Origin of the sequence: Amycolatopsis sp. M39, from assembly GCF_001651785.1 — a bacterium.
GTDB classification, from domain to species: Bacteria; Actinomycetota; Actinomycetes; order Mycobacteriales; family Pseudonocardiaceae; genus Amycolatopsis; species Amycolatopsis rubida.
The window spans coordinates 160,577-181,236 of record NZ_LWSF01000012.1; the positions used below are offsets into that span (position 1 = coordinate 160,577).

A 20,660-nucleotide genomic window follows, 5' to 3' on the forward strand; every position below is an offset into this window, starting at 1 on the left:
CCACGTTCTCCGAAAACTCGGCAATCATTGATTCAGCGGACATCGGCGGCCTCAGACCGGCCGGTGGTGATTGCGCTCCGCGCGCCCGGCCACCACCGCCTCGGCCACCGCACCCGTCCGCTCCGCGGGAAGCACCACCGCGCCGTCCTCCGCGGTGATGGTGATGACGTTCGGGAAAATCCGCCGCACCAGATCCGGCCCGCCGCTCGCGGTGTCGTCGTCCGCCGCGTCGTACAACGCCTCCAGCGCCGTCCGCACCGCCGCGTCCGCATCCGCGTCCGGGTCGTAAAGCTTCTTCAGCGACGACTTCGCGAACAGCGAACCCGAACCGACGCTGGCATACCCGGCGTGCTCCTCGTACCGCCCGCCCGCCGCGTCGTACGACACGATCCGGCCCGCGTGCTTCGCGTCCTCGGCCTCCAGGTCGTACCCGACGAACAACGGCACGACCGCGAGCCCCGCCATCGCCATCTCCAGGTTCGCCTTCACCATCCCGGCCAGCTTGTTCGTCTTGCCGTCCAGCGAAAGCGAAACGCCCTCGATCTTCTCGTAATGCGCCAGCTCCACCGCGTACAGCCGGACCATCTCCACGGCCAGCCCCGCGGTCCCCGCGATGCCCACCGCCGAGTACTCGTCCGTGACGTGCACCTTCTCGATGTCCCGGCTCGCGATCAGGTTCCCCGACGTCGCCCGCCGGTCGCCGGCGATCAGCACCCCGCCGGCGAACGCGACCGCCACGATCGTCGTGCCGTGCGGCACGTCCAGCTCACCCGCGGGCACCCGCCGCGCGGGCAGCAGCTCCGGCGCGGTCGCGCGCACGAAATCCGCGAACGACGACGTCGTCGGCGAAAAGTAGGCCGACGGCAGTCCGGGCCCGGAAAAACCCGCCCCAGAGGAGGTGTTGTCCATACGTGCTCTCGGTTCCCATCTCATCCCGTGCCCGGCAACGCCGAGCACAACCTGCCCCCGGCGCCACCGCGCGAAACCTCCGGCCCAGCGCGCCCGCCGCGCCGCCCCGCACCCGGGGCGGCCGCGACGGGCAGGCGGCTACTCGCCGCCCTTCTGCACGTAAGCGCGGACGAAGTCCTCGGCGTTCTCTTCCAGCACGTCGTCGATCTCGTCGAGGATCGTGTCCACGTCCTCGCCGAGCTTCTCCCGCCGCTCCTGGCCCGCCCCGCCGGCGTCGTCGAACTCCTCGTCGGAATCGCCGCCGCCGTGCTTCTCGATCTTCTCCTGCGCCATCTCGCCTCCCGGTCTGGCCGATGCTCCCTAGCCTACCCAGCGGTACCGACGAAAAGGGCCTTCCCTCGACCCGAAACGCCGGGATCGCGCTAGTCCGAACCGGTGATCGCCTCCACCAGCTCCTCCGCCGTCGCCGCCGCGTCCAGCAGCTTCCCGACGTGCGCCTTCGTCCCCCGCAACGGCTCCAGCGTCGGGATCCGCACCAGCGACTCCCGGCCCACGTCGAAAATCACCGAATCCCACGACGCCGCCGCGATCGACGACGCGTACTTCTCCAGCGCCCGGCCCCGGAAGTAGGCGCGCGTGTCCGACGGCGGATTCGTGATCGCCGCCTGCACCTCCTCCTCGGTGACCAGCCGCTTCATCGAACCCCGCGTCACCAGCCGGTTGTACAGGCCCTTCCCCAGCCGCACGTCCGAATACTGCAGGTCCACCAGCCGCAGCCGCGGCGCGCCCCAGGCCAGCTGGTCCCGCTCCCGGTACCCCTCCAGCAGCCGCAGCTTCGCGGGCCAGTCCAGCCGGTCCGCGCACTCCTGCGGATCCCGCGCCAGCGCGTCCAGCACCTCGCCCCACACCCGCAGCACTTCCTTCGACGCCTCGTCCGCGCCCGTGCGCTCGAGGTTCGCCGCCGCCAGCTCGTGATAGGCGAACTGCAGGTCCAGCCCGGTGAACTTCTTCCCGTTCGCCAGCTCGACCTTCGTCTTCAGCGTCGGGTCGTGGCTGATCTTGTGCACCGCCCGCACCGGCTCGTCCAGCTTCAGGTCGTCGAACCGCACGCCGGCCTCGATCAGGTCCAGCACCAGCGCCGTCGTCCCGACCTTCAGATACGTCGAGTACTCCGACAGGTTCGCGTCCCCGATGATCACGTGCAGCCGCCGGTACTTGTCCGCGTCCGCGTGCGGCTCGTCGCGCGTGTTGATGATCCCGCGCTTGAGCGTGGTCTCCAGCCCGACCTCGACCTCGATGTAGTCCGAGCGCTGCGAAAGCTGGAAACCCGCCTCCTCGCTCTGCTGCCCGACCCCCACCCGGCCCGAACCGCACATCACCTGCCGCGAAGCGAAAAACGGCGTCAGCCCGCCGATCACCGCGGTGAACGGCGTCGACCGCTGCATCAGGTAGTTCTCGTGCGTGCCGTAGCTCGCGCCCTTGCCGTCCACGTTGTTCTTGTACAGCTGCAACGGCGGCTGCCCCGGCACGGTGGCCGCCTTCAGCGCGGCCTCCTCCATCACCCGTTCGCCCGCTTTGTCCCAGATCACCGCATCCCGCGCGTTCGTGACCTCCGGCGCGGAGTACTCCGGATGCGCGTGGTCCACGTACAGCCGCGCACCGTTGGTGAGGATGACGTTCGCCGCCCCGAGGTCCTCGACGTCCGGGTCGTGCCCTGGCCCGCCCGGCCCGGTGAGATCGAACCCGCGCGCGTCGCGCAACGGCGACTCCACCTCGTAGTCCCAGCGCGCCCGGCGCGCCCTCGGGATGTCCGCAGCCGCGGCGTAGGCCAGCACCACCTGAGTCGAGGTGAGCACCGGGTTCGCCGTGGCGTCCCCGGGCACGGCGATGCCGTACTCGACTTCGGTTCCCATGATCCGACGCATGCCACCACCCTACGGGTTCGGCGCGTGCGAGGATGCCCCCATGCCAGGCAGTGACGAACTCGTTGCCCTCTATGACGACGCGGGCCGCGCGACCGGCGAGGCGCTCCGCTCCCGGGTCCGGGCGGAGGGACTCTGGCACGCCGCCGGCGTCGTTCTCGTCCGATCGGGCGACGGCCGGTCGGTCTACGTGCACCTCCGCACGGCGGACAAGGACACCTTCCCCTCCACCTGGGACTGCTGGGCGGGCGGAGTCGTCGCCGCGGGCGAAACCCCCGCCGACTGCGCGCGCCGCGAACTCGCCGAAGAACTCGGCGTCCACGGAGTGGAACCGGAACCGCTGTTCGCCAAAATCTACGACGACGGCTCGATCCGCTGCCACAACTTCGCCTTCGAAGTCCGCTGGGACGGCCCGGTCCGGCTGCAGGCCGAGGAAATCGTCGAAGGACGCTGGATCCCGCTCGACGAACTCCGCGCCTGGGTCTTCGCTCCCGAACCCGAACCGCCCTTCATCCCCGACGGCCGCGCGGGCGTCCAGGAATGGTTCCGGCGTTACGGTGTTTGATGGCGTCGGCTTCGCCGTCGCGGCGGGATCGCCTTTAAGTCGGCGTGTCGAGGAGCAGCGCACCCGGCCTGGGGGCCGGGCACGCTGCTCCTCGGCACGCCGACGCGATCCCGCGTTTCGGTCCAGTGCCCAAAAAGAAGTAGAGGCAAGCCGTCGCTACGGCTGAGCGGTCAGCTTCGCGACCACCTTCGGCAGCAACCGTTTCGCGGCGTCCTGTGCGCGCGCCGGCGTGCTCGCCGCAACGCTCAGCGCCGACACCAGATTCCCCTTTGCCACCAGCACCGCGCACGTCGAGCCCTCGCACCATGCCCGCTGCACGGCGATCCCCGGCTGCGGCGGCAGCGACACCTCAGCGCCCGCGCACTGCGTGCCCGCCACGACATCCTCGCCCGAGCGGTCCGCGTACGCCGTGACCTCGTGCGTCAACGCCGAACCGCTCGGATACACCCAGCTCACCGACGTGCGCTCGCCCGCGGCCAACCCGCTCAGACACCCCGAAACCCGGCCCGAACCCGGAGCCACACCCTCCTCGGCAACGTCTGGATCGGACAGCAAAGCCGCCTCCGCGCGCCGCGGGTCCGGTGCCGCCGAAGAGGAAACGACCGGCGGAGCGACCGCCCGCGACACCGGCGGAGCGACCGGAGCGCTCGTGCCCGGAGCCGGATCGTCGTAGTAGGTCTCAAGATTGTTGGGCCGGTTGCCGCATCCGGCGAGCCCGGCCAGCGCGCCCAGCCCGACCAGCACCGCGACTGCTGGCACCTGCCGACGACGCACGTTGCCCCTCCGCGCTCAGTGTTGCCCGTCCGCCCCGGGCCATGCTGGGCCCCGAGGGTAATGCAATCGCTCAGCTCCACCCGAGGTGGGATCGATGCGCCCAGTACTCGCGCGCGTCCTGCGCGAGTTGTCCCAGCACAGCGCGGTCCTCGTCGCTGAGGCGCACTCGCGTCGCGGCAAGGTTCGCCGCCAGCTGCACCGGGCTCGACGGACCCAGCACCGCAGTCGGAGCCCACTCCTGCCCGAGCACCGCGGCCACCGCGATCGCGTCCGGGCCGGCACCGTGTGCTCCGGCGATCCGCCGCAGCGGCTCCGGAGCCTCCGCGACGAGCCGTCCGTTCGCGAGAGTTTCCTTGACCAGCACCCGTTTCCCGGCCGCTTTGGCTTCGGCCAGCGCCGGGCCCGCCGACGGCTCGAAGACGTTCCAAGTGGACTGAACCGACGCGAACACCGGCTGCCCGGCCGATTCCAGCTCGAACGCCCTGCGCACCACGTCCGCCTGCGCCGGTCCGGATGTGGAGAAGCCGACCTCGACGCCGTCGCCGGAAAGCCCGGCCAGCGCGTCGATCAGCGCCGGATCAGTGAAAAGTGGACTGTCCACAGTGAGCGAATGGACCTGGTACAGGTGCACGTGCCCGGCCAGGAGGTCCCGCGTCTGCGCCCACTGTTCGCGAAACCGCGGCAGCGTGTGTTCCTTCACCTCGTGGACGTCCGCGTCGAGCCGCCACTCGCCCACGTAGCGGTAACCCCACTTGCTGGACACAGTGACATCCCGGTGTCCGCGTTCGGTCAGCCAGCCGCCGAGAAACTCCTCCGAACGGCCGTAAGACCGCGCGACGTCGACCCATCGGACGCCCGCCGCGTACGCCGCGTCGAGCACCTCGTGCGTCGCGGCTCGCATCGACGGCACATCCCGCACTGCGGGCAAGTCGCGCCCCAGATTGATGTATGCCGGACGGCCGAGCGCGGCCAGCCCCACCGCGATGCGGTCCATCGGGATCCCCTTGTCTGTGCCGGGTTCGGGAATTGAGCGGAAAAGCTCAGGCGAATCCGCGTGGAGTGCTTTCCCCTCGCCAGATGTATAGGTCGTTATACACTTTGTTTGTGCCGGAGGATGGCGAGCCATTGGCTGGCGTTTTGGGCTTGGCGGTGGAGTTTTTCGAGGCGGGCGGCGGGTGCGCGGACGTAGCCTTTGCCGAAGACCGGGGCGATCTGGCGGAGGCTGGCTCCTTCTTCGCGGGCGGCCAGGAGTGCCCAGTCGGAGGCGTCGGCGCAGGCCGCGGAGGCGCGGCGCAGTTCTCCCAGGAGGTCGATCAGGTCGTTGGCGTCGAGGTCGCCGGCGTGGACGGCGGCCGCGGTCGTTTCGAGCCAGGCCAGGATGTCGGCTTCGGTGATCGGGGGGCGCGGGCGGGTGGTGTCTGTGCTCACGCGGCGCAGTATAGGGCGTTATACATCGACGTCGAACGCGATGTCCGAAAACCGCTGGACTCCGGGCGTGGCGTGAAAGTTGACTGGCCGGAGCAGTCCGCTGGTCGTTTCGGAGGTTCAGTGAGGTTCGGCATCGCCGTCCGGTTCGTCGCGCTCGCCGTCGTGTGGGGCGCGAGTTTCCTGTTCATCAAGGTGGGCCTGGAGGGGCTGTCGCCGGCTCAGGTGTCGCTCGCGCGGGTCGCGCTGGGCGCGTTGACGCTCGGCGCGTTCCTGGTGCTGCGCAGACGGTCGCTCCCCCGCGATCCCGCGTTGTGGGCGCATCTCGCGGTGGTTTCGCTGCTGTTCTGCGTGGGCCCGTTCCTGTTGTACTCGTGGGCCGAACAGTACGTGGCCTCCGGGCTCGCCAGCATCTTCAACGCCACCACTCCCCTGCTGACCATGCTGTTCGCCGCGGCCGCCCTGCCCGCGGAACGGCTCACCCGGCCGAAAACCGCCGGGCTGCTGATCGGCTTCGCCGGCGTGCTCACGCTGGTCGGCGTCTGGCGCGGCATCGACCTCAGTCACGAGGTCCTCGCCCAGCTGGCCTGCCTCGGCGCGACCACCTGCTACGGCCTGGCTTTCGTGTATCTGCGGAAGTTCGTGTCGCCCCGCGATCCGGACCCGGTCGTCGTCGCGTTCGGGCAAACCGGTTTCGCCACGGTCGTCCTGCTGGCCGCGGCGCCGGTGATCGCGGCACAACCGGTGCACCTGAACCTCGCCGTGGTGCTGTCCATGCTGGCGCTCGGCGTGCTCGGCACCGGGGTGGCCTACACCTGGAACACCGCCATCGCCGCCGCCTGGGGCGCCGCCAACGCGTCCGCTGTGACCTACCTCACTCCCGTGGTCGGGGTGCTGCTCGGCGTGCTGGTCCTCGACGAACCGGTGCACTGGAACGAACCCGTCGGAGCGCTGCTCGTGGTGCTCGGGATCCTGGCGTCGCACGGTCGGCTTTCCCGGGCGCGGCAACCGGTCCTGGAACGCGTCTGAGACGCGCCGCGGGGCCGCCGGAGGAATCCCGGCGGCCCCGCGGTGTTCGCACTGTCCTACAGGTACTGACCGGTGTTCGTGGCGGTGTCGATCGCCCGCCCCGATTCCTGGTTCTTGCCGGTGACGAGCGTGCGGATGTAGACGATCCGCTCGCCCTTCTTGCCGGAGATCCGGGCCCAGTCGTCCGGGTTGGTGGTGTTGGGCAGGTCCTCGTTCTCCGCGAACTCGTCGACGATCGCGTCCAGCAGGTGCTGCACGCGCAGGCCGGGCTGCTGGGTCTCCAGCACCGACTTGATCGCCGACTTCTTCGCCCGGTCCACGATGTTCTGGATCATCGCGCCCGAGTTGAAGTCGCGGAAGTACAGGATTTCCTTGTCCCCGTTGGCGTAGGTGACCTCCAGGAACCGGTTCTCGTCGCTCTCCTCGTACATCCGCTCGACGGTGTGCTGGATCATCGCGTCGAAGGTCGCCTTCTGGTCCCCGCCGAACTCCGCCAGGTCGTCGGCGTGGATCGGCAGGCCCTCGGCGAGGTACTTCGAGAAGATGTCCTTCGCGCCCTCGGCGTCCGGACGCTCGATCTTGATCTTCACGTCGAGCCGCCCCGGCCGCAGGATCGCCGGGTCGATCATGTCCTCGCGGTTGGAGGCGCCGATGACGATGACGTTCTCCAGCCCCTCGACGCCGTCGATCTCCGACAGCAGCTGCGGCACGATCGTGGTCTCCACGTCGGAGGACACGCCCGAGCCGCGGGTGCGGAAGATCGAGTCCATCTCGTCGAAGAACACGATGACCGGGGTGCCCTCGGAGGCCTTTTCCCGCGCCCGCTGGAAGATCAGCCGGATCGACCGCTCGGTCTCGCCGACGAACTTGTTCAGCAGCTCCGGGCCCTTGATGTTGAGGAAGTAGGACTTGCCGTCCGCGTTGTCCCCGCGAGCCTCGGCCACCTTCTTGGCCAGGGAGTTCGCCACCGCCTTCGCGATGAGCGTCTTCCCGCAGCCCGGCGGGCCGTAGAGCAGCACGCCCTTCGGCGGGCGCAGCTGGTACTGCTCGTACAGGTCCGCGTGCAGGAACGGCAGCTCCACGGCGTCGCGGATCTGCTCGATCTGCCGGGTCAGGCCGCCGATGTCCTCGTAGCGGACGTCCGGCACCTCCTCCAGCACGAGGTCCTCGACCTCCGCCTTCGGCACCCGCTCGTAGGCGTAGCCGGCCTTGGAGTCCACCAGGAGCGAATCGCCCGGTTTGAGCGGCTGCTCGGCGAGCGGGTCCGACAGCAGGACGACCCGCTCCTCGTCGGCGTGCCCGACCACGAGGGCGCGCGTGACGCCGCCCTCGGCCTCCGGTGCGAGCACTTCGCGCAGCGCGCACACCTCGCCGGTGCGCTCGAAATCGCCGCCTTCGACGACCGTGAGCGCCTCGTTGAGCCGCAACGCCTGCCCGCGCCGCAGCGACGAGACCTCCACCGCGGGCGACACCGAGACGCGCATCTTGCGGCCCGCGGTGTAGACGTCCACCGTGTTGTCCTCGTACGCCTCGACGAACACCCCGTATCCGCTCGGCGGCTGGGCCAGCCGGTCGACCTCCTCGCGGAGGGCGAGCAGCTGACCCCGCGCCTCGCGCAGGGTTTCGACGAGTTTCGTGTTCCGCTCGGTGAGCTGGCTCACCCGTTCCGACGCCTCGGCGAGACGTTGTTCGAGAACGCGGTTCTGTCGCGGGGAATCGGTGAGCCTGCGGCGCAGCAGCGCCACTTCTTCCTCGAGAAAACGGATCTGCCGGGCTTGTTCCTCTGATGTCTGCCCTGCTCCGCCGGTTGCTGAAGGGTCGGCCTCCTCGCGCCGACCTCCGGGAAGGTCATGATGCATCGGGCACCTCCTCGGAGTGCTTTTCATTCCACGGTACCGGCGATCACCGACAAGAAAAGGCCTTTCCGCATCACAAGACCGGCGCGTCGCGCTTTTTCTTCCGGCGAAGCACGGCCGCGAGCGCAGCGCAAGCGGCCGATTCGGTGCCGCGGACGGGAATCCGTTCCGCACAGGTTTCCGCAACGCGGAACTGGACGCACCGCGGATGCCGCCGCGGCCGGTCCGCGAACCCGAGTTGCGGGTTGACTGCGCGGAAAGGCGCGCGGCTGGCTAGCATCCCCGGGTGGCCGCGCTCCGGCGCGGCCTGGACTTTCGCGAGCACGGCAGGGGGAACCGAGATGACTTATCCGCCGCAGCAGCCCGGCGGCTGGGACCAGGGCGGACAGCAGCCGAACCCGTACGGGGGCCAGCCGCAGTACGGGCAGCCTCAGCAGGGCGGATGGAACCAGGGCGGGCAGCCGCCGCAGGGCCCGCAGTCCGGCGGGTTCCCGGCCGCGCCCGGCCCCGGCACGCCCGGCCAGGGCGGCCCCTACCAGGGCGGATACCCGCAGCAGGGCGGTCCCCAGCAGTACGGGCAGCAGCCGGGCCAGTTCGGGCAGTTCGGACAGCAGCCCGGCCAGTTCGGGCAGCCTGGCCAGCCCGGCGGGCCGTTCGGGCAGCAGCCGGGCGGGCAGTTCGGCGGGTTCGGCGAGGAGCCGCCCACAAAGAAGAAGACCGGCCTGATCGTCGGCATCGCGATCGCCGCGGTGGTCGTCCTCGGCGGCGCGACCGGCCTGGTCATCTGGCTGACCGGAGACAGCAAGAAGGACGACAAGACGGCCGCTCCGCCCGCATCGTCCTCGGCTCCGGCCGCGGGCCCCCAGTCCAGCGGCCCGGGCGACAGTTCGTCGTCGTCCCCGTCGACCTCGTCGTCGGGTTCGGGCAGCGGCGACTACCCGGCCGCGTCCGGTGCGAAGGCGAGCTCGGGCGAGCTGTTCCAGGCCGCGTCCGAGGCGTACAACAGCTCCGACACCGACGGGCTGTACTCGATGCTCTGCACCAGCCTCACCAAGGGCCAGAAACCGACCGAGAAGATGCCCTCGGGCATCCACTTCGAGCTGACCAGCAGCCCGCAGGAGAACGGCGACCAGGCGACGGTGAAGTACCACGTCACCATGTCCAGCAAGACCGCCGACGGCACCCTGACCGCCCTGCGCCAGGGCGGGGCCTGGTGCCTCGGGAAGGTCAGCACGGACCACTAGGTGAGACGCCGGCTCGGCACGGCACTCGGCCTGCTCGCAGTCGTTGTCGCGGGCGGCGTCCTCGGCTTGGTCTCGATCGGCCTGCCGGGGCCCGCCCGCACCGCCTCGGAACCGCCCGCTCCCCCGCCTCCGTCGCGAAGCAGCACGTCCTCGGCTCCCGCGCCCGCGGCGGATCAGGCCGCGATCGCGACGCTGGCGCGCACTCTCGCCGACGCGATAGCGCGCGCCGACTCGGCCGCGTTCGGCACTCTCACCTGCCAACCGCAGACTGCCGCCGCGTTGAAGGAACTCCAGGCCACATGGGACGCCGCCGGCCCGCTTCGCGTCTCACTGGCCGGACAACCGGCGATCGCGGGCGACGACGCCACAGTGACCGTCCGAGTCGAAGGCACCGGCGGGCACAAGGAGACGCCGTTCCCGCTGCGGCGCGAGAACGGCCGTTGGTGCGTCCCTGGTTAGCCTTTGCCCTTGCTGGGCCGTCGTGAAACGCGCGGCGACACTGTGCCGTCCGCCAGACGACGGGCAGTGAGCAGGAAAGCGGTGTGCGCGACCATCCGGTGGTCCGGCCGCACCGCGAGGCCGACGACGTGCCAGGGCCGCATCAGCGTCTCCCACGACTCCGGCTCGGTCCAGCACTGCTGTTCCCGCAGCGATTCCGTGACGCGCGACAGCTGGGTCACGGTGGCGACGTAGACGGTCAGCACCCCGCCGGGCACCAGGTGCTCGGCGACGTTCGGCAACTGGTCCCACGGCGCGAGCATGTCCAGCACGACCCGGTCGACCTCGCCGGTGTGCGTGGCCAGATCCGCGACGGTGAGCGTCCAGTTGCCCGGCTTCTCGCCGAAGAACTTCACGACGTTGCGCTCGGCGTGCTCCGCGTGGTCGTCGCGGATTTCGTAGGAGAACACCTGCCCCGCCGAGCCGACCGCGCGCAGCAGCGAGCAGGTGAGCGCACCCGAACCGGCACCGGCTTCCAGGACGCGGGCGCCGGGGAAAATGTCGCCCCACATCACGATCTGCGCGGCGTCCTTGGGATAGATCACCTGCGCGCCGCGCGGCATCGACAGCACGTAGTCCGGCAGCAGCGGCCGCAGCGCGAGATACGTGCTGCCGCCGGCCGAAGTGACCACGCTGCCCTCGGGACGGCCGATGAGGTCGTCGTGCGCGAGGGCGCCGCGATGCGTGTGGTACTCGCCGCCGTCGGCGAGCGTAAGGGTGTAGTGCCTGCCTTTCGAGTCCGTCAGCTGAACCCGGTCACCTGCACGAAACGGTCCGCTGACCGACAACTTCTTCCTCCACTGCGAAACCCGGAACGCCGACGTCGAATCCTCGCAGGTCGTCCCGCGCCCGTCGTGCGCGGGTGCCCGTCACTGAGCGCGACGGCCCTGCATCAGCGCGGTCCGCAGGTCTTCCCGGCGCAACACGCCCGCGGGACGGCCTTCGTCGTCGACCACGAGGAACTGCCAGGCAGGCGTCTCGCGCACGCGCTCGGCGATCTCCTCCCCCGGCTCCGACGCCAGCAGCACAGTCTCCGCCCGGATCGGCTCGGCCGCTTGCTCGGCGGGCGCGTGCGGGCTGACGCTCGCCAGCTGGTGCGCGGCTTGCTCGTCGAGCAAGCCCGCCGCGACGCCGTCCGCGCGCACCAGCACGACGCCACGTCCCGCCGAGGCCGCCAACGCGTCCGATACCGGGCTTTCCGCGGGCAGCTGCAAGACCGGACGCACCAAATCGGACAGTTCCAGCCCGGCAGGCCAGCCGCGCNCGGAGCGGGCACCGAGGATCACGAACCACGCCGTCACCACGCACACCCCGAGCCGGAGCCAGCGGTCCGGGCTCTGCATCGCCAACCCGAGCAGCGCCCAGACGATCAGCCCGGTCGCGACCAGCGCCCCGCCCGCGACCGCGGCCCGGGTCCCCTTGGCCCGCAACCCGGTCATCGCCCAGACCCCGGCGCGCACGAGCCGTCCGCCGTCCAGCGGCAATCCCGGCAGCAGGTTGAAGAAGCCGACCGCGAAGTTGGCCACCGCGCACTCCGCGACGAGCAGCCACACCGCACCGTCGGGCGGCACCGCGAACAGCAGCAGCGAACAGAACCCGCCCAGCACCAGCGAAACCGCGGGCCCCGCCGCGGCGACGAGCCCTTCCTGACCCGGCCGGCGCGGCGTACGGGCCACTTCGGACAGTCCGCCGAGAAGGAACAGCCGCAGCCGCCGGACCGGGATCCCCAGCCGCAGCGCGACGAGGCAGTGCCCGAGTTCGTGCGCGAGCACGGAAAGCCCGAGCAGCACCGCGAACGCGGCGGCGAGCAGCCACGCCGTCGGCGTCGAAACGTCCGGCAGGAGCCGCCCGACCAGCGGCGCGTAGAGCACCACGATGATCAGCGAGCCGATCCACCACGACGGGGCGAGCAAAACGGGCACCCCGCCGACCCGGAACAGCAGCAGGCCGCCGTCCCCGCCGGCGCGCCGGGCGGGCCCGGCGCCGTGCTGACGGGTCGCGGCCATGCCGGACAGCGTAGGGGGCCGCGTGTGGGAAGCCGGTGACCCGGTCCCCCCGGACGGGTGGTGTCGGTCTCGCCCCGGCCTCGGTCCGCGAACGTCCGTGAAGGACTCCTTCGGGGAATCAGGTTCCCTCAAGGCCTCCTTCACGGACCCAGCCGGGTCAGGCGGATCGCGGCTGGACGAGGTTTTCCAGATTCGCCAGCGCTACCTGCTTCCGGAACTCCCCGCGATAGGACGCGTCGCCCGAGTCGTGCATCGCGTCAGTCATCCAGACCGCCGACGCCTGCCGTTCCCAGACATGCGCCAGACAGGTGTCCGAGTAGCTCTCCAGCAAGCTCGGATCGTCCTTCGCCACCTGATGGACGAGCGCGTGCGCGAGCACCTCCGCGTCGTGCAGCGCGAGGCTCATTCCCTCCGCGCTCATCGGCGAAATGAGGTGCGCCGCGTCCCCGAGAAGGCACAGCCTGCCGTAGCGCATCGGGCTGAACACGACCCCGCGCAGCGGCACCACCTGCTTCGTCGCGATCGGCCCGCGCGGCACCGGCGCGGCGAGCCGGGTGCCGAGTTCGTCCCAGACACGCTCGTCCGGCCAGTCACCGGCGGTGTCGTCGACCGGACACTGCAGATAGATCCGGCTCGCGTCCGGCCCGCGGGTGATCTGCGCAGCGAAGCCCCGGGCATGCACTGCCATCACGGCCAGCGGATCGGCGGGCACTTCCGCCATGACAGTCAGCCAGGCGTATCCGAACTCGTGGCTGTGGCACGTCAGGAATCCGTCCGGGATCGCCGTCCGGCTGACGCCGTGGAAGCCGTCGGCGCCGGCGACGAACGCGCAGTCGATCGCCTTGGCACCCTCGCCGTCCCGGTAGCGCACCCTGGGTTGTTCGGTGCCGAGCTTTTCCAGCGTGACGTCCGCCGCCTCGAACCTGAGGTCGCCGCCGTCGCGGAGGAAGATCCGGACGAGGTTCCGGACGAGCACCTGCTGCGGGACGAACGCGCCCGCGCCGTCCTCGCCGGAGTCCATCCGCCAGGCGCGCTTCTCGCCGTGGACGATCAGCGGCAGGACGACGTCGGACGGCCCGCCGCCGTGTCCCTCGACGGCCTCGCCGACTCCCCAGTCGTGCAGCGTCCGCACGCCGCGGCCGTCGAGGGATCCGGCTCTCTGCCGCTGCTCGACGTACTCGCGGCTGTTCTTTTCCAAGACCGTGCAAGGGATCCCGCTGCGGAGAAGAAACGTGCCGAGCGCGAGCCCGGCCACCCCGCCGCCCACGATGACCACGGTGGTTTTCCCGTCTGCCTGTGTCATGTTTCCTTCCCCGGAAAGAGTGCTGGTGAACTGGATGATCACCACTTTCTTCCCGGTCCCGCAGCGGCGGCCACCAGGCATCGGGCGCCCGATCACGAAAACCCGCCAACTTGCGCCCGCTACTCGCCGCGGCCGCGCAGTCCCGCCTGGTATCGCCCCGGCGTCTGCCCGACCACCGCCGTGAACGCGCCGATGAACGCCGACGGATTCGACCACCCGCACGCGATCGCCGTGTCCGTCACCGATTCGCCTTCGGCGAGCCGGAACAACGCGTGGTGGATCCGCAGCACCGTGCGCCACCGCTGAAAACTCATGCCGAGATCGGCATGGAACAACCGGCTGAGCGTCCGCTCGCTGGCCCCCGCCGCCCGCCCCAGCCCGGCCAGGGTCTCCTCCCGCCCGGGATCCTCGTGCAGCAGCTCGGTGACGGCCCGCAACCGGTCGTCCCGCGGCTCCGGAAGATGCAGCGGCTCCCCCGGAACCTCCCTCAGCTCGTCGAGCACCACCGCCCGCACCCGCCGCGCCGCCTCGGCCGACCGCTCCTTTTCGCCGGTCAACGCCAGAATGCCGGCCCGCGACAACGGCGACACCGCGAACACGCAAGGCTGCCGGGCCAACGCCCCGCACTCCTCGAAGGGAACGGCGAGGATCCGCGTGTCGGTGCGCCCGTAGAACCGGTGGGAATGCTCGAACCCCGGCGGAGTCCACGTGACGCGGTCGGCAGGCGCGACCCAGGTCCCGAACTCGGTGGTGGTGGCGAACACCCCGCTGGCCGCGTAAACCAGCTGCCCGCCCGGATGGGAATGACTCCCCATCCGGAACCCGCCCGGCAGCCACCCCGCCCCCTGCGGCGTCATCCCGCCCGGCTCCCCCACCCAACCAACCCTACCCACGCACGACACGCCCCCCGCCCGCCCAGCCACCCGCACCCAGCCACCCCCCGACCCGACCCCAACGCGGGATCGCGTCGGCGTGCGGAGGGGCAGCGTGCCCGGCCCCCAGGCCGGGCGCGCTGCCCCTCCGCACGCCGACTTGAAGGCGATCCCGCCGCCCCGCCGAAGGCGGGGCCGACACAATTGTCGGTGCCCGGCGTTACGCTCTGCCCCATGTCCGACACCGCCACGGTCACCACCCCTCCCGGGGCCGACGCGCCTGCCAGGAGGCGGCCCGCGTTGTCGCCGTCCCGGGCGAGCGACTTCAAGCAGTGCCCGCTGCTCTACCGGTTCCGCGCGGTCGACCGGCTGCCGGAGGCGCCCACCCGGGCGCAGCTGCGCGGCACGCTCGTCCACGCGGTTCTGGAGCGGCTTTTCGCGCTGCCCGCCGCCGAACGCGTCGCGCCGCGGGCGAAAGAGCTGCTCGCGCCGACCTGGACCGAGCTGTCCGGCGACAGTCCGGAGTGGACGGAGCTGTTCGCGGGCGGCGAACCCGGGGAGACCGACAAGTGGCTGGCCTCGGCCGAAAAGCTGCTTGATTCGTACTTCGAGCTGGAAGATCCGCGACGGCTGGAGCCGGAGGCGTGCGAGCTGCACGTCGAGATCGAGCTGGGCTCGGGTGTGCTGCTGCGCGGGTACATCGACCGGGTGGACGTCGCGCCGACCGGCGAAATCCGGGTCGTGGACTACAAAACCGGCGCTGCCCCGCGGGAAATCGGCGAGGCCAAAGCACTGTTCCAGATGAAGTTCTACGCGCTGGTGCTGTGGCGGTTGCGCGGGGTCGTCCCGCGGCAGCTGAAGCTGATGTACCTGACCGACGGCCAGTCGCTGGCCTACACGCCGGACGAGGCCGAGCTGGTCCGGTTCGAGCGCACGCTGGAGGCGATCTGGCAGGCGATCCTGAAGGCGGGCAAGACCGGCGATTTCCGGCCGAACAAGGGCAGGCTGTGCTCGTGGTGCGACCACCAGGCGCATTGCCCGGAGTTCGGCGGGACGCCGCCGGAGTATCCGGGCTGGCCCGAGCCGGATCCGGGCGAGGAGACGGCCCTGGACCGGGCCGACTGATGGGCGACGCGTTCTTCCTCCCGCTCGGCGGCGAGCGGTACGAGGCGACTGAACACACCAGCGGCCCGTGGAGTCCCGGCGCGCAGCATTTCGGCCCGCCCTCGGCGCTGCTGGTGCGCGGGCTCGAACGGCTGGAGTCGACGCGTCCGGCGCAGCTGGCCCGGGTCACGGTCGAAATCCTCGGCCCGGCTCCGGTGGGCGAGCTGGAGCAGCGGTCGTGGATCGAGCGGCCGGGCCGGACGGTCGAATTGGTCCAGTCCGAGCTGTCCGCGAACGGCCGGGCGGTCGCGCGGGCGTCCGGGTGGCGGATCGCGACGTCCGACACCGCCGAGATCGCCACCGACGGCGGTCCGCTGCTGCCCGCGGCCGACGCGGGCAGCGAAGCGGCCTTCCCGGAGGACTGGCAGGGCGGTTACCTGCACGCGATCGAATGGCGTTCGGTCCGCGGCGCGATCTCCGCTCCGGGCCCGGCCGCGGTGTGGGCGCGGCAGCGGTATCCGCTGGTCGACGGTGAGGAGCCGACGGGCCTGCAGCGGCTGTTCGCCATCGCCGACTCCGGCAACGGGGTGTCGCACTTCCTGCCGGCGGCGCAGTGGTGGTTCATCAACTCGGAACTCACCGTGCACCTGCGCCGGATCCCCGAGGGCGAGTGGATCGGGCTTGACGCGGTCACGCTGGTCGGGCCGCACGGGATCGGCACGGCGAGCAGTACGCTGCACGATCGTTCCGGTCCGGTCGGCACCGGCGCGCAGGCTTTGCTGGTGCGTCCGCGACAGGCCGGGGGCGGATGAGCGCGCCGCGGCGGGCAAGTCCGATAGCCTTCGCGGAACGACCGACAAGGGAGCGCTCCGGCATGCAGATCACCTCGGTGGTCAACCAGAAGGGCGGGGTGGGCAAAACCTCGCTGAGCGTGGGCGCGGCGGCGGCCCTCGCCGAACGCGGCAGGCGGGTGCTGCTCGTCGACCTCGACCCGCAGGGGCACGCGACGACCGAGATGCTCGGCCTGGACGAGGTCCCGGCGGACGCGCCGAGCCTGGCGAAGGCGCTGACCAAGCTGTGGAAGGGCCCGATCGAGCAGCTGGCCGTGCCGCATCCGCGCAGCAACCTGGGCCGCGGCGGCGCGCTCGACGTGATCCCGACGTCGCCGGGGATGTTCGACCTGATCCGCAGGCTGGACCAGTTCCGGGTGCCCGGCTGGCAGCTGGCGCGGGTGATCCAGTTCGCGCACTACGACCACGTGATCATCGACTGCCCGCCCGCCCAGGACGTGCTGACGAACAACGCGCTGGCGGCCTCGCACGGGATCCTGGTGCCGGTCCAGCCGGACAAAACGAGCATCCGGGCCCTGCGCCTGCTGTCGGAACAGGTCCGCTACGTCGAACAAACCACCGGCCGCGCCCCGATCTCGTGGTTCGGCATCGTCCCCGGCCTCTACCGGCGGCCCATTTCGCACTACGCCGCGGCCGCGCTTCAGGAGATGTACTCCTTCGGCGTCCCCATGCTCTCGCACGTCCCGCTGGGCGTCGTGATGAACGAGGCAGCGGCCCACGGCGTCCCGGTCACGACGTTCGCCCCGGAAACCATCCAGGCGGTGTCGTTCCGGGAAATCGCCGAAACCCTGGACGGCTACCTGGCGCAAAACCCCGGCCCCACCGAGGTTCCCGCCGACGACGAGTTCGTCTTCGAGGACTTCATCTCCGAGGTCGCGGTAGCCCGCAACGTCAACGACAACGGCGCGCGCAAGAAGCTGTACGACCTGATGCCGAAGCGCCCGAACCGCCCGCGCTGAAGACTGTCCACTTCGGACTCAACACCAACGCGGGATCGGGCCGGAGGCGGCTCCGCCGCGGCGGAGCCGCCGCTATCAGAGTCGGCAGGACCGGATGTCGGAGGCCAGCACGGCTTTCGCGCCGGTTTCGGCCAGCTCGTCCATGATCCGGTTGACTTCCTTGCGCGGCACCATCGCCCGCACCGCGACCCACTTCTCGTCCGCCAGCGGCGCCACCGTCGGCGACTCCAGGCCCGGCGTGATCGAAATGGCCTGCTCCAGGATGTCGCGCGGGCAGTCGTAGTCGAGCATCATGTAGTGCTGCGCGAAAACCACGCCCTGCAGCCGGGCCGCGAGCTGCGCCTTGGCCCGGGAGCCTTCGCTGCCGGCCCGCTGCAGCAAGACCGCCTCGGACCTGCAGATCGGCTCCCCGAACGCGACGAGATTGTGCTGCCGCAACGATCGTCCGGACTCGACGACGTCCGCGATCGCGTCCGCGACCCCGAGCTGGATCGAGATCTCCACCGCGCCGTCGAGCCGGATGACCTCGGCCTCGACCCCGTGGCGCGCGAGATCGTCGCGGACCAGCCGAGGGTACGACGTCGCGAGCCGCTTGCCGTGCAGGTCAGCCGGTTTCCAGTCCCGTCCGGCCGGTGCGGCGTAGCGGAACGTCGAGGCGCCGAACCCGAGCGCGAGCACCTCGTCGACCGGCGCTCCCGAATCGAGCGCGAGGTCGCGGCCGGTGATGCCGAGGTCGAGGTCGCCGGAACCGACGTAGATGGCGATGTCCTTCGGCCGGAGGAAGAAGAACTCGACCTCGTTGACCGGGTCGAGCACGGTCAGGTCCTTGCCGTCATGTCGCTTGCGGTAGCCCGCCTCGGAAAGCATCTCCGCCGACGCGGCGGCGAGGGCTCCCTTGTTCGGCACGGCAACACGCAGCATTCGCTCTTCTCCTCGGTCTCCGGTGCGCGAGCGCGTCACAGGTAGCGGTACACGTCCTCGGTCGAGATTCCCCGGCCGAGCATGAGCACCTGCACCCGGTACAGCAGTTGCGAGATCTCCTCCGACAGCCGGTCGTCGGATTCGTGCTCGGCGGCGATCCACACCTCGCCCGCCTCTTCGAGCACCTTCTTGCCCTGTGCGTGCACTCCGGCGTCCAGTGCGGCGACGGTGCCGGACCCGTCGGGACGGGTACGCGCGCGCTCGGCAAGCTCCGCGAACAGCTCATCGAAGGTCTTCACGGGGCCGGATCCTTTCATCCCGCGCTCGTCCGCGCCGTTCCGGGTGACCCGGAAGCCGCCGAGGTCACAGCGACGGCAGCAGCGCCGCCAGTTCGGGCACGCCGACTCCGGCCAGGGACGTGCGGAACACCCGGCGCGGACCGTCCGGGACGGCCACGTCGTTGGGCACGACGAGCACCGCGCAGCCAGCGCTTTCGGCCGATTCCGCGCCCGGCGGCGAGTCCTCGACCGCGACGCACCGGTCCGGTGCCACGCCGAGCAGTTCGGCGGCCTTCAGGTACGGCCGCGGGAGGGGTTTGTTCTGGCCGCCGACCTCGTCGCCGCAGACCGTGACGTCGAAGAAATCCCGCCCGATCGTGTCGAGCGCGAGTTCGGTCAGCGCCCGTTCGGTGGAGGTGACCAGGGCGGACTTGAGCCCGGCCGCGCGGACCGCGGCCAGCGCCTCGCGCGCGCCCGGCCGCCAGGGCAGCGCGTCGTCGAACAGCCCGGCGGTGCGGCGGCGGATCCACTCCCCCGTTTCCGCGACCGCTTCCGGGGTGACCGGGCGGCCGGTCTGCTCCAGCAGCACGGTGGCGGTGGCGTCCATGTTGGACCCCACGAGCGTCATCCGGACTTCCTCCGAAAGCGTGCCGCCGAGCGCCTCGGCGGCCTCGTACAGCGCGACGTCCCACAGTTTCTCGGAATCGACGAGGGTGCCGTCCATGTCCCAGAGGACAGCCGCCAGTCCGTCCGAAGAGGACGGTGCAGTCACAGTTTCTCCTTGTCCGGTGCGGCGCCCCGGCCGGGCGCGCTCGCCTCCAGCGTCCCACGCCGACCGCCGTGAGCGGGGCCACACCCGTCCCGTGACACGCGGGGGCGGACACGCCGCGCAGCGTAGGCGGCCGAGGCCGTAGGCTGGTCAGGTGAGTGAGCCTGTCGACGACACCCCGCGGCCCGGCGACCCGGAGCAGGACCGCACCGATGCCCAGCGCCCGATCATGATCCTGGCCTTCGAGGGCTGGAACGACGCGGGCGACGCGGCCAGCCAGGCGATCGAACACCTCCAGCTTTCCTGGGACGCGACCCCGCTGGCCGAGCTCGAGCCGGACGACTACTACGACTTCCAGGTCAGCCGCCCCATGGTGAAGATGGTCGACGGCATCACCCGGCGGGTCGAATGGCCGACCACCCGGCTGTCGGTGTGCCGTCCCGAGGGCTTCGACCGCGACCTGGTGCTGGTGCAGGGCCCGGAGCCGAACATGCGCTGGCGGAAGTTCTGCGCGGAGATCGTCGAGCACGTGCAGGAGCTGGACGTGGCGATGGTGGTCGCGCTCGGCGCCCTGCTGGCCGACACCGCGCACACCCGGCCGGTCCCGGTCACCGGAACGGCCTACGACAAGGACACCGCGAGCAAGTACCGGCTCGAGGTGAACAACTACCAGGGCCCGACCGGGATCGTCGGGATCCTCCAGGACTACTGCGTCCAGGCCGGCATTCCGGCGGTGTCGATCTGGGCCGCGGTCCCGCACTACGTCTCGCACCCGCCGTCGCCGAAGGCCACGCTGGCGCTGCTGCACAAGCTGGAGGACGTCCTCGACGTCGAGATCCCGCTGGGCGCGCTGCCGGAGCAGGCCGAGGAATGGCAGCAGACGGTCAGCGAGATGGCCGACGAGGACGAGGAAATCAGCGAGTACGTGCGCGGCCTTGAGGAACGCGGCGACGCCGAGACCGACTTCACCATGGAGGAGGTCTCGGGCGACAAGATCGCCGCCGAGTTCGAGCGCTACCTGCGCCGCCGCCGGCCAGGGCAGGACGGCGGGTTCGGCCTCCGCTGACCCGCTCACGAGCCACCCCCGCGAGCGGACGCACCGGGCCGCTCGCCCGAATGACGGCGCCGATCGCGCCGCTCTGGTGCCGTGCCGTGCCGAGCCCGTCTCGTCGACCGGCCTGGCGCGAGCGACGTCGCGCGGACCAGGTGTTCGGCAAGGCTCTCGTGGCGGCAGTGCTCGCCGCGACCACCGCGGCGGCGGCGGCCTCGGTCTCGCCGGTGAACGCGGATGGTTTGGCGTCTGCATGGACTACGCGGTGTCCCGGCGCAGGTCGCGGCGAGCGCCTCTCGTTCGGCTGATCCCCTGACGGGCGAG

Annotated in this window: 23 protein-coding genes; 9 read left to right on the top strand and 14 right to left on the bottom strand. The window is 70.9% G+C overall.

Going from position 1 to position 20,660, the window contains the following annotated elements; genetic code table 11:
* Positions 1-51: 51 nt before the first annotated feature.
* The 3 genes from prcB to dop all read right to left on the bottom strand — a co-directional run bounded on the left by prcB (position 52) and on the right by dop (position 2,834).
* A complete protein-coding gene (gene prcB, locus A4R44_RS25210; protein WP_067585583.1) occupies positions 52-909 on the bottom strand; it encodes a proteasome subunit beta in 858 nt (285 codons plus the stop codon).
* Positions 910-1,047: 138 nt separating this feature from the next.
* Positions 1,048-1,242: a ubiquitin-like protein Pup gene (locus A4R44_RS25215; RefSeq protein WP_037806475.1), complete on the bottom strand. Its 195-nt coding sequence runs from the start codon at positions 1,240-1,242 to the stop codon at positions 1,048-1,050.
* Between the two features lie 89 nt (positions 1,243-1,331).
* Entirely contained in the window at positions 1,332-2,834 is a 1,503-nt protein-coding gene (gene dop / locus A4R44_RS25220; RefSeq protein ID WP_067585586.1) for a depupylase/deamidase Dop, read from the bottom strand.
* A 40-nt stretch (positions 2,835-2,874) separates the two neighbouring features.
* Between dop and A4R44_RS25225 the strand changes: the two genes are divergently transcribed.
* The gene (locus A4R44_RS25225; RefSeq protein ID WP_067585588.1) at positions 2,875-3,396 is read left to right on the top strand and encodes an NUDIX domain-containing protein; all 522 of its coding nucleotides are present in this window, start codon (positions 2,875-2,877) and stop codon (positions 3,394-3,396) included.
* Positions 3,397-3,552: 156 nt separating this feature from the next.
* Here A4R44_RS25225 and A4R44_RS25230 read toward each other — a convergent pair whose 3' ends face one another.
* From A4R44_RS25230 to A4R44_RS25240, 3 genes are all read right to left on the bottom strand, one after another.
* On the bottom strand, positions 3,553-4,170 hold the full coding sequence (locus A4R44_RS25230; RefSeq protein ID WP_067585592.1) for a hypothetical protein: 618 nt from the start codon (positions 4,168-4,170) through the stop codon (positions 3,553-3,555).
* 70 nt (positions 4,171-4,240) lie between these two features.
* Positions 4,241-5,164 (bottom strand): aldo/keto reductase, encoded by a 924-nt coding sequence (locus A4R44_RS25235; RefSeq protein WP_095213592.1) that lies wholly within the window; start codon positions 5,162-5,164, stop codon positions 4,241-4,243.
* Between the two features lie 95 nt (positions 5,165-5,259).
* Positions 5,260-5,598: a hypothetical protein gene (locus A4R44_RS25240; protein ID WP_067585595.1), complete on the bottom strand. Its 339-nt coding sequence runs from the start codon at positions 5,596-5,598 to the stop codon at positions 5,260-5,262.
* Between the two features lie 120 nt (positions 5,599-5,718).
* Between A4R44_RS25240 and A4R44_RS25245 the strand changes: the two genes are divergently transcribed.
* Positions 5,719-6,624: a DMT family transporter gene (locus tag A4R44_RS25245; protein WP_067585598.1), complete on the top strand. Its 906-nt coding sequence runs from the start codon at positions 5,719-5,721 to the stop codon at positions 6,622-6,624.
* A 56-nt stretch (positions 6,625-6,680) separates the two neighbouring features.
* Here the strand turns inward: A4R44_RS25245 and arc are convergent, their stop codons facing one another.
* Positions 6,681-8,483: a proteasome ATPase gene (gene arc / locus A4R44_RS25250; RefSeq protein WP_067585601.1), complete on the bottom strand. Its 1,803-nt coding sequence runs from the start codon at positions 8,481-8,483 to the stop codon at positions 6,681-6,683.
* A 338-nt stretch (positions 8,484-8,821) separates the two neighbouring features.
* On the opposite strand from arc, the gene A4R44_RS25260 reads away from it, so the two are divergent.
* Both A4R44_RS25260 and A4R44_RS25265 read left to right on the top strand, forming a co-directional pair.
* Complete coding sequence (locus tag A4R44_RS25260; RefSeq protein WP_067585606.1) at positions 8,822-9,724, top strand: hypothetical protein; 903 nt, start codon at positions 8,822-8,824, stop codon at positions 9,722-9,724.
* The gene (locus tag A4R44_RS25265; protein ID WP_067585610.1) at positions 9,725-10,183 is read left to right on the top strand and encodes a hypothetical protein; all 459 of its coding nucleotides are present in this window, start codon (positions 9,725-9,727) and stop codon (positions 10,181-10,183) included. It abuts the gene before it with no gap.
* Here A4R44_RS25265 and A4R44_RS25270 read toward each other — a convergent pair.
* The 4 genes from A4R44_RS25270 to A4R44_RS25285 all read right to left on the bottom strand — a co-directional run bounded on the left by A4R44_RS25270 (position 10,180) and on the right by A4R44_RS25285 (position 14,388).
* Positions 10,180-11,010 (bottom strand): tRNA (adenine-N1)-methyltransferase, encoded by an 831-nt coding sequence (locus tag A4R44_RS25270; protein ID WP_067585613.1) that lies wholly within the window; start codon positions 11,008-11,010, stop codon positions 10,180-10,182. The genes A4R44_RS25265 and A4R44_RS25270 overlap by 4 nt on opposite strands.
* An 81-nt stretch (positions 11,011-11,091) precedes the next feature.
* On the bottom strand, positions 11,092-12,228 hold the full coding sequence (locus A4R44_RS25275; RefSeq protein ID WP_067585615.1) for a M50 family metallopeptidase: 1,137 nt from the start codon (positions 12,226-12,228) through the stop codon (positions 11,092-11,094).
* 157 nt (positions 12,229-12,385) lie between these two features.
* On the bottom strand, positions 12,386-13,531 hold the full coding sequence (locus A4R44_RS25280) for a 4-hydroxybenzoate 3-monooxygenase (RefSeq protein ID WP_067585706.1): 1,146 nt from the start codon (positions 13,529-13,531) through the stop codon (positions 12,386-12,388).
* 119 nt (positions 13,532-13,650) lie between these two features.
* Positions 13,651-14,388 carry a helix-turn-helix domain-containing protein gene (locus tag A4R44_RS25285; RefSeq protein ID WP_067585617.1) on the bottom strand — a complete coding sequence of 246 codons (738 nt, stop codon included), beginning with the start codon at positions 14,386-14,388 and terminating at the stop codon, positions 13,651-13,653.
* A 249-nt stretch (positions 14,389-14,637) separates the two neighbouring features.
* Between A4R44_RS25285 and A4R44_RS25290 the strand changes: the two genes are divergently transcribed.
* The 3 genes from A4R44_RS25290 to A4R44_RS25300 all read left to right on the top strand — a co-directional run bounded on the left by A4R44_RS25290 (position 14,638) and on the right by A4R44_RS25300 (position 17,317).
* Positions 14,638-15,528, top strand: a complete 891-nt coding sequence (locus A4R44_RS25290) for a RecB family exonuclease (RefSeq protein ID WP_067585620.1) — start codon at positions 14,638-14,640, stop codon at positions 15,526-15,528.
* Positions 15,528-16,319, top strand: a complete 792-nt coding sequence (locus A4R44_RS25295; protein WP_067585623.1) for a thioesterase family protein — start codon at positions 15,528-15,530, stop codon at positions 16,317-16,319. Before A4R44_RS25290 ends, A4R44_RS25295 begins: the two co-directional genes overlap by 1 nt.
* Positions 16,320-16,381: 62 nt before the next feature.
* On the top strand, positions 16,382-17,317 hold the full coding sequence (locus A4R44_RS25300; RefSeq protein ID WP_067585626.1) for a ParA family protein: 936 nt from the start codon (positions 16,382-16,384) through the stop codon (positions 17,315-17,317).
* Positions 17,318-17,392: 75 nt separating this feature from the next.
* Here A4R44_RS25300 and hisG read toward each other — a convergent pair whose 3' ends face one another.
* The 3 genes from hisG to A4R44_RS25315 form a co-directional block, all read right to left on the bottom strand.
* Positions 17,393-18,238 (bottom strand): ATP phosphoribosyltransferase, encoded by an 846-nt coding sequence (gene hisG, locus A4R44_RS25305; protein ID WP_067585629.1) that lies wholly within the window; start codon positions 18,236-18,238, stop codon positions 17,393-17,395.
* A gap of 35 nt (positions 18,239-18,273) precedes the next feature.
* The gene (locus tag A4R44_RS25310) at positions 18,274-18,537 is read right to left on the bottom strand and encodes a phosphoribosyl-ATP diphosphatase (protein ID WP_027927607.1); all 264 of its coding nucleotides are present in this window, start codon (positions 18,535-18,537) and stop codon (positions 18,274-18,276) included.
* 64 nt (positions 18,538-18,601) lie between these two features.
* Complete coding sequence (locus tag A4R44_RS25315; protein WP_255366189.1) at positions 18,602-19,288, bottom strand: HAD family phosphatase; 687 nt, start codon at positions 19,286-19,288, stop codon at positions 18,602-18,604.
* 151 nt (positions 19,289-19,439) lie between these two features.
* On the opposite strand from A4R44_RS25315, the gene A4R44_RS25320 reads away from it, so the two are divergent.
* Both A4R44_RS25320 and A4R44_RS48275 read left to right on the top strand, forming a co-directional pair.
* Complete coding sequence (locus A4R44_RS25320; RefSeq protein ID WP_067585632.1) at positions 19,440-20,351, top strand: PAC2 family protein; 912 nt, start codon at positions 19,440-19,442, stop codon at positions 20,349-20,351.
* A gap of 50 nt (positions 20,352-20,401) precedes the next feature.
* Positions 20,402-20,644, top strand: a complete 243-nt coding sequence (locus A4R44_RS48275; RefSeq protein ID WP_157905002.1) for a hypothetical protein — start codon at positions 20,402-20,404, stop codon at positions 20,642-20,644.
* Positions 20,645-20,660 lie beyond the last annotated feature (16 nt).

Excerpts from the sequence above, each read along its gene's own strand:
- A4R44_RS25300 (WP_067585626.1), top strand. The coding sequence starts at position 16,382 with ATGCAGATCACCTCGGTGGTCAACCAGAAGGGCGGGGTGGGCAAAACC.
- A4R44_RS25290 (WP_067585620.1), top strand. The coding sequence starts at position 14,638 with ATGTCCGACACCGCCACGGTCACCACCCCTCCCGGGGCCGACGCGCCT.
- A4R44_RS25225 (WP_067585588.1), top strand. The coding sequence starts at position 2,875 with ATGCCAGGCAGTGACGAACTCGTTGCCCTCTATGACGACGCGGGCCGC.
- dop (WP_067585586.1), bottom strand. The coding sequence starts at position 2,834 with ATGCGTCGGATCATGGGAACCGAAGTCGAGTACGGCATCGCCGTGCCC.
- A4R44_RS25280 (WP_067585706.1), bottom strand. The coding sequence starts at position 13,531 with ATGACACAGGCAGACGGGAAAACCACCGTGGTCATCGTGGGCGGCGGG.
- A4R44_RS25295 (WP_067585623.1), top strand. The coding sequence starts at position 15,528 with ATGGGCGACGCGTTCTTCCTCCCGCTCGGCGGCGAGCGGTACGAGGCG.
- A4R44_RS25260 (WP_067585606.1), top strand. The coding sequence starts at position 8,822 with ATGACTTATCCGCCGCAGCAGCCCGGCGGCTGGGACCAGGGCGGACAG.
- A4R44_RS25285 (WP_067585617.1), bottom strand. The coding sequence starts at position 14,388 with ATGACGCCGCAGGGGGCGGGGTGGCTGCCGGGCGGGTTCCGGATGGGG.
- A4R44_RS25215 (WP_037806475.1), bottom strand. The coding sequence starts at position 1,242 with ATGGCGCAGGAGAAGATCGAGAAGCACGGCGGCGGCGATTCCGACGAG.
- prcB (WP_067585583.1), bottom strand. The coding sequence starts at position 909 with ATGGACAACACCTCCTCTGGGGCGGGTTTTTCCGGGCCCGGACTGCCG.
- A4R44_RS25235 (WP_095213592.1), bottom strand. The coding sequence starts at position 5,164 with ATGGACCGCATCGCGGTGGGGCTGGCCGCGCTCGGCCGTCCGGCATAC.
- A4R44_RS48275 (WP_157905002.1), top strand. The coding sequence starts at position 20,402 with ATGACGGCGCCGATCGCGCCGCTCTGGTGCCGTGCCGTGCCGAGCCCG.
- hisG (WP_067585629.1), bottom strand. The coding sequence starts at position 18,238 with ATGCTGCGTGTTGCCGTGCCGAACAAGGGAGCCCTCGCCGCCGCGTCG.
- arc (WP_067585601.1), bottom strand. The coding sequence starts at position 8,483 with ATGCATCATGACCTTCCCGGAGGTCGGCGCGAGGAGGCCGACCCTTCA.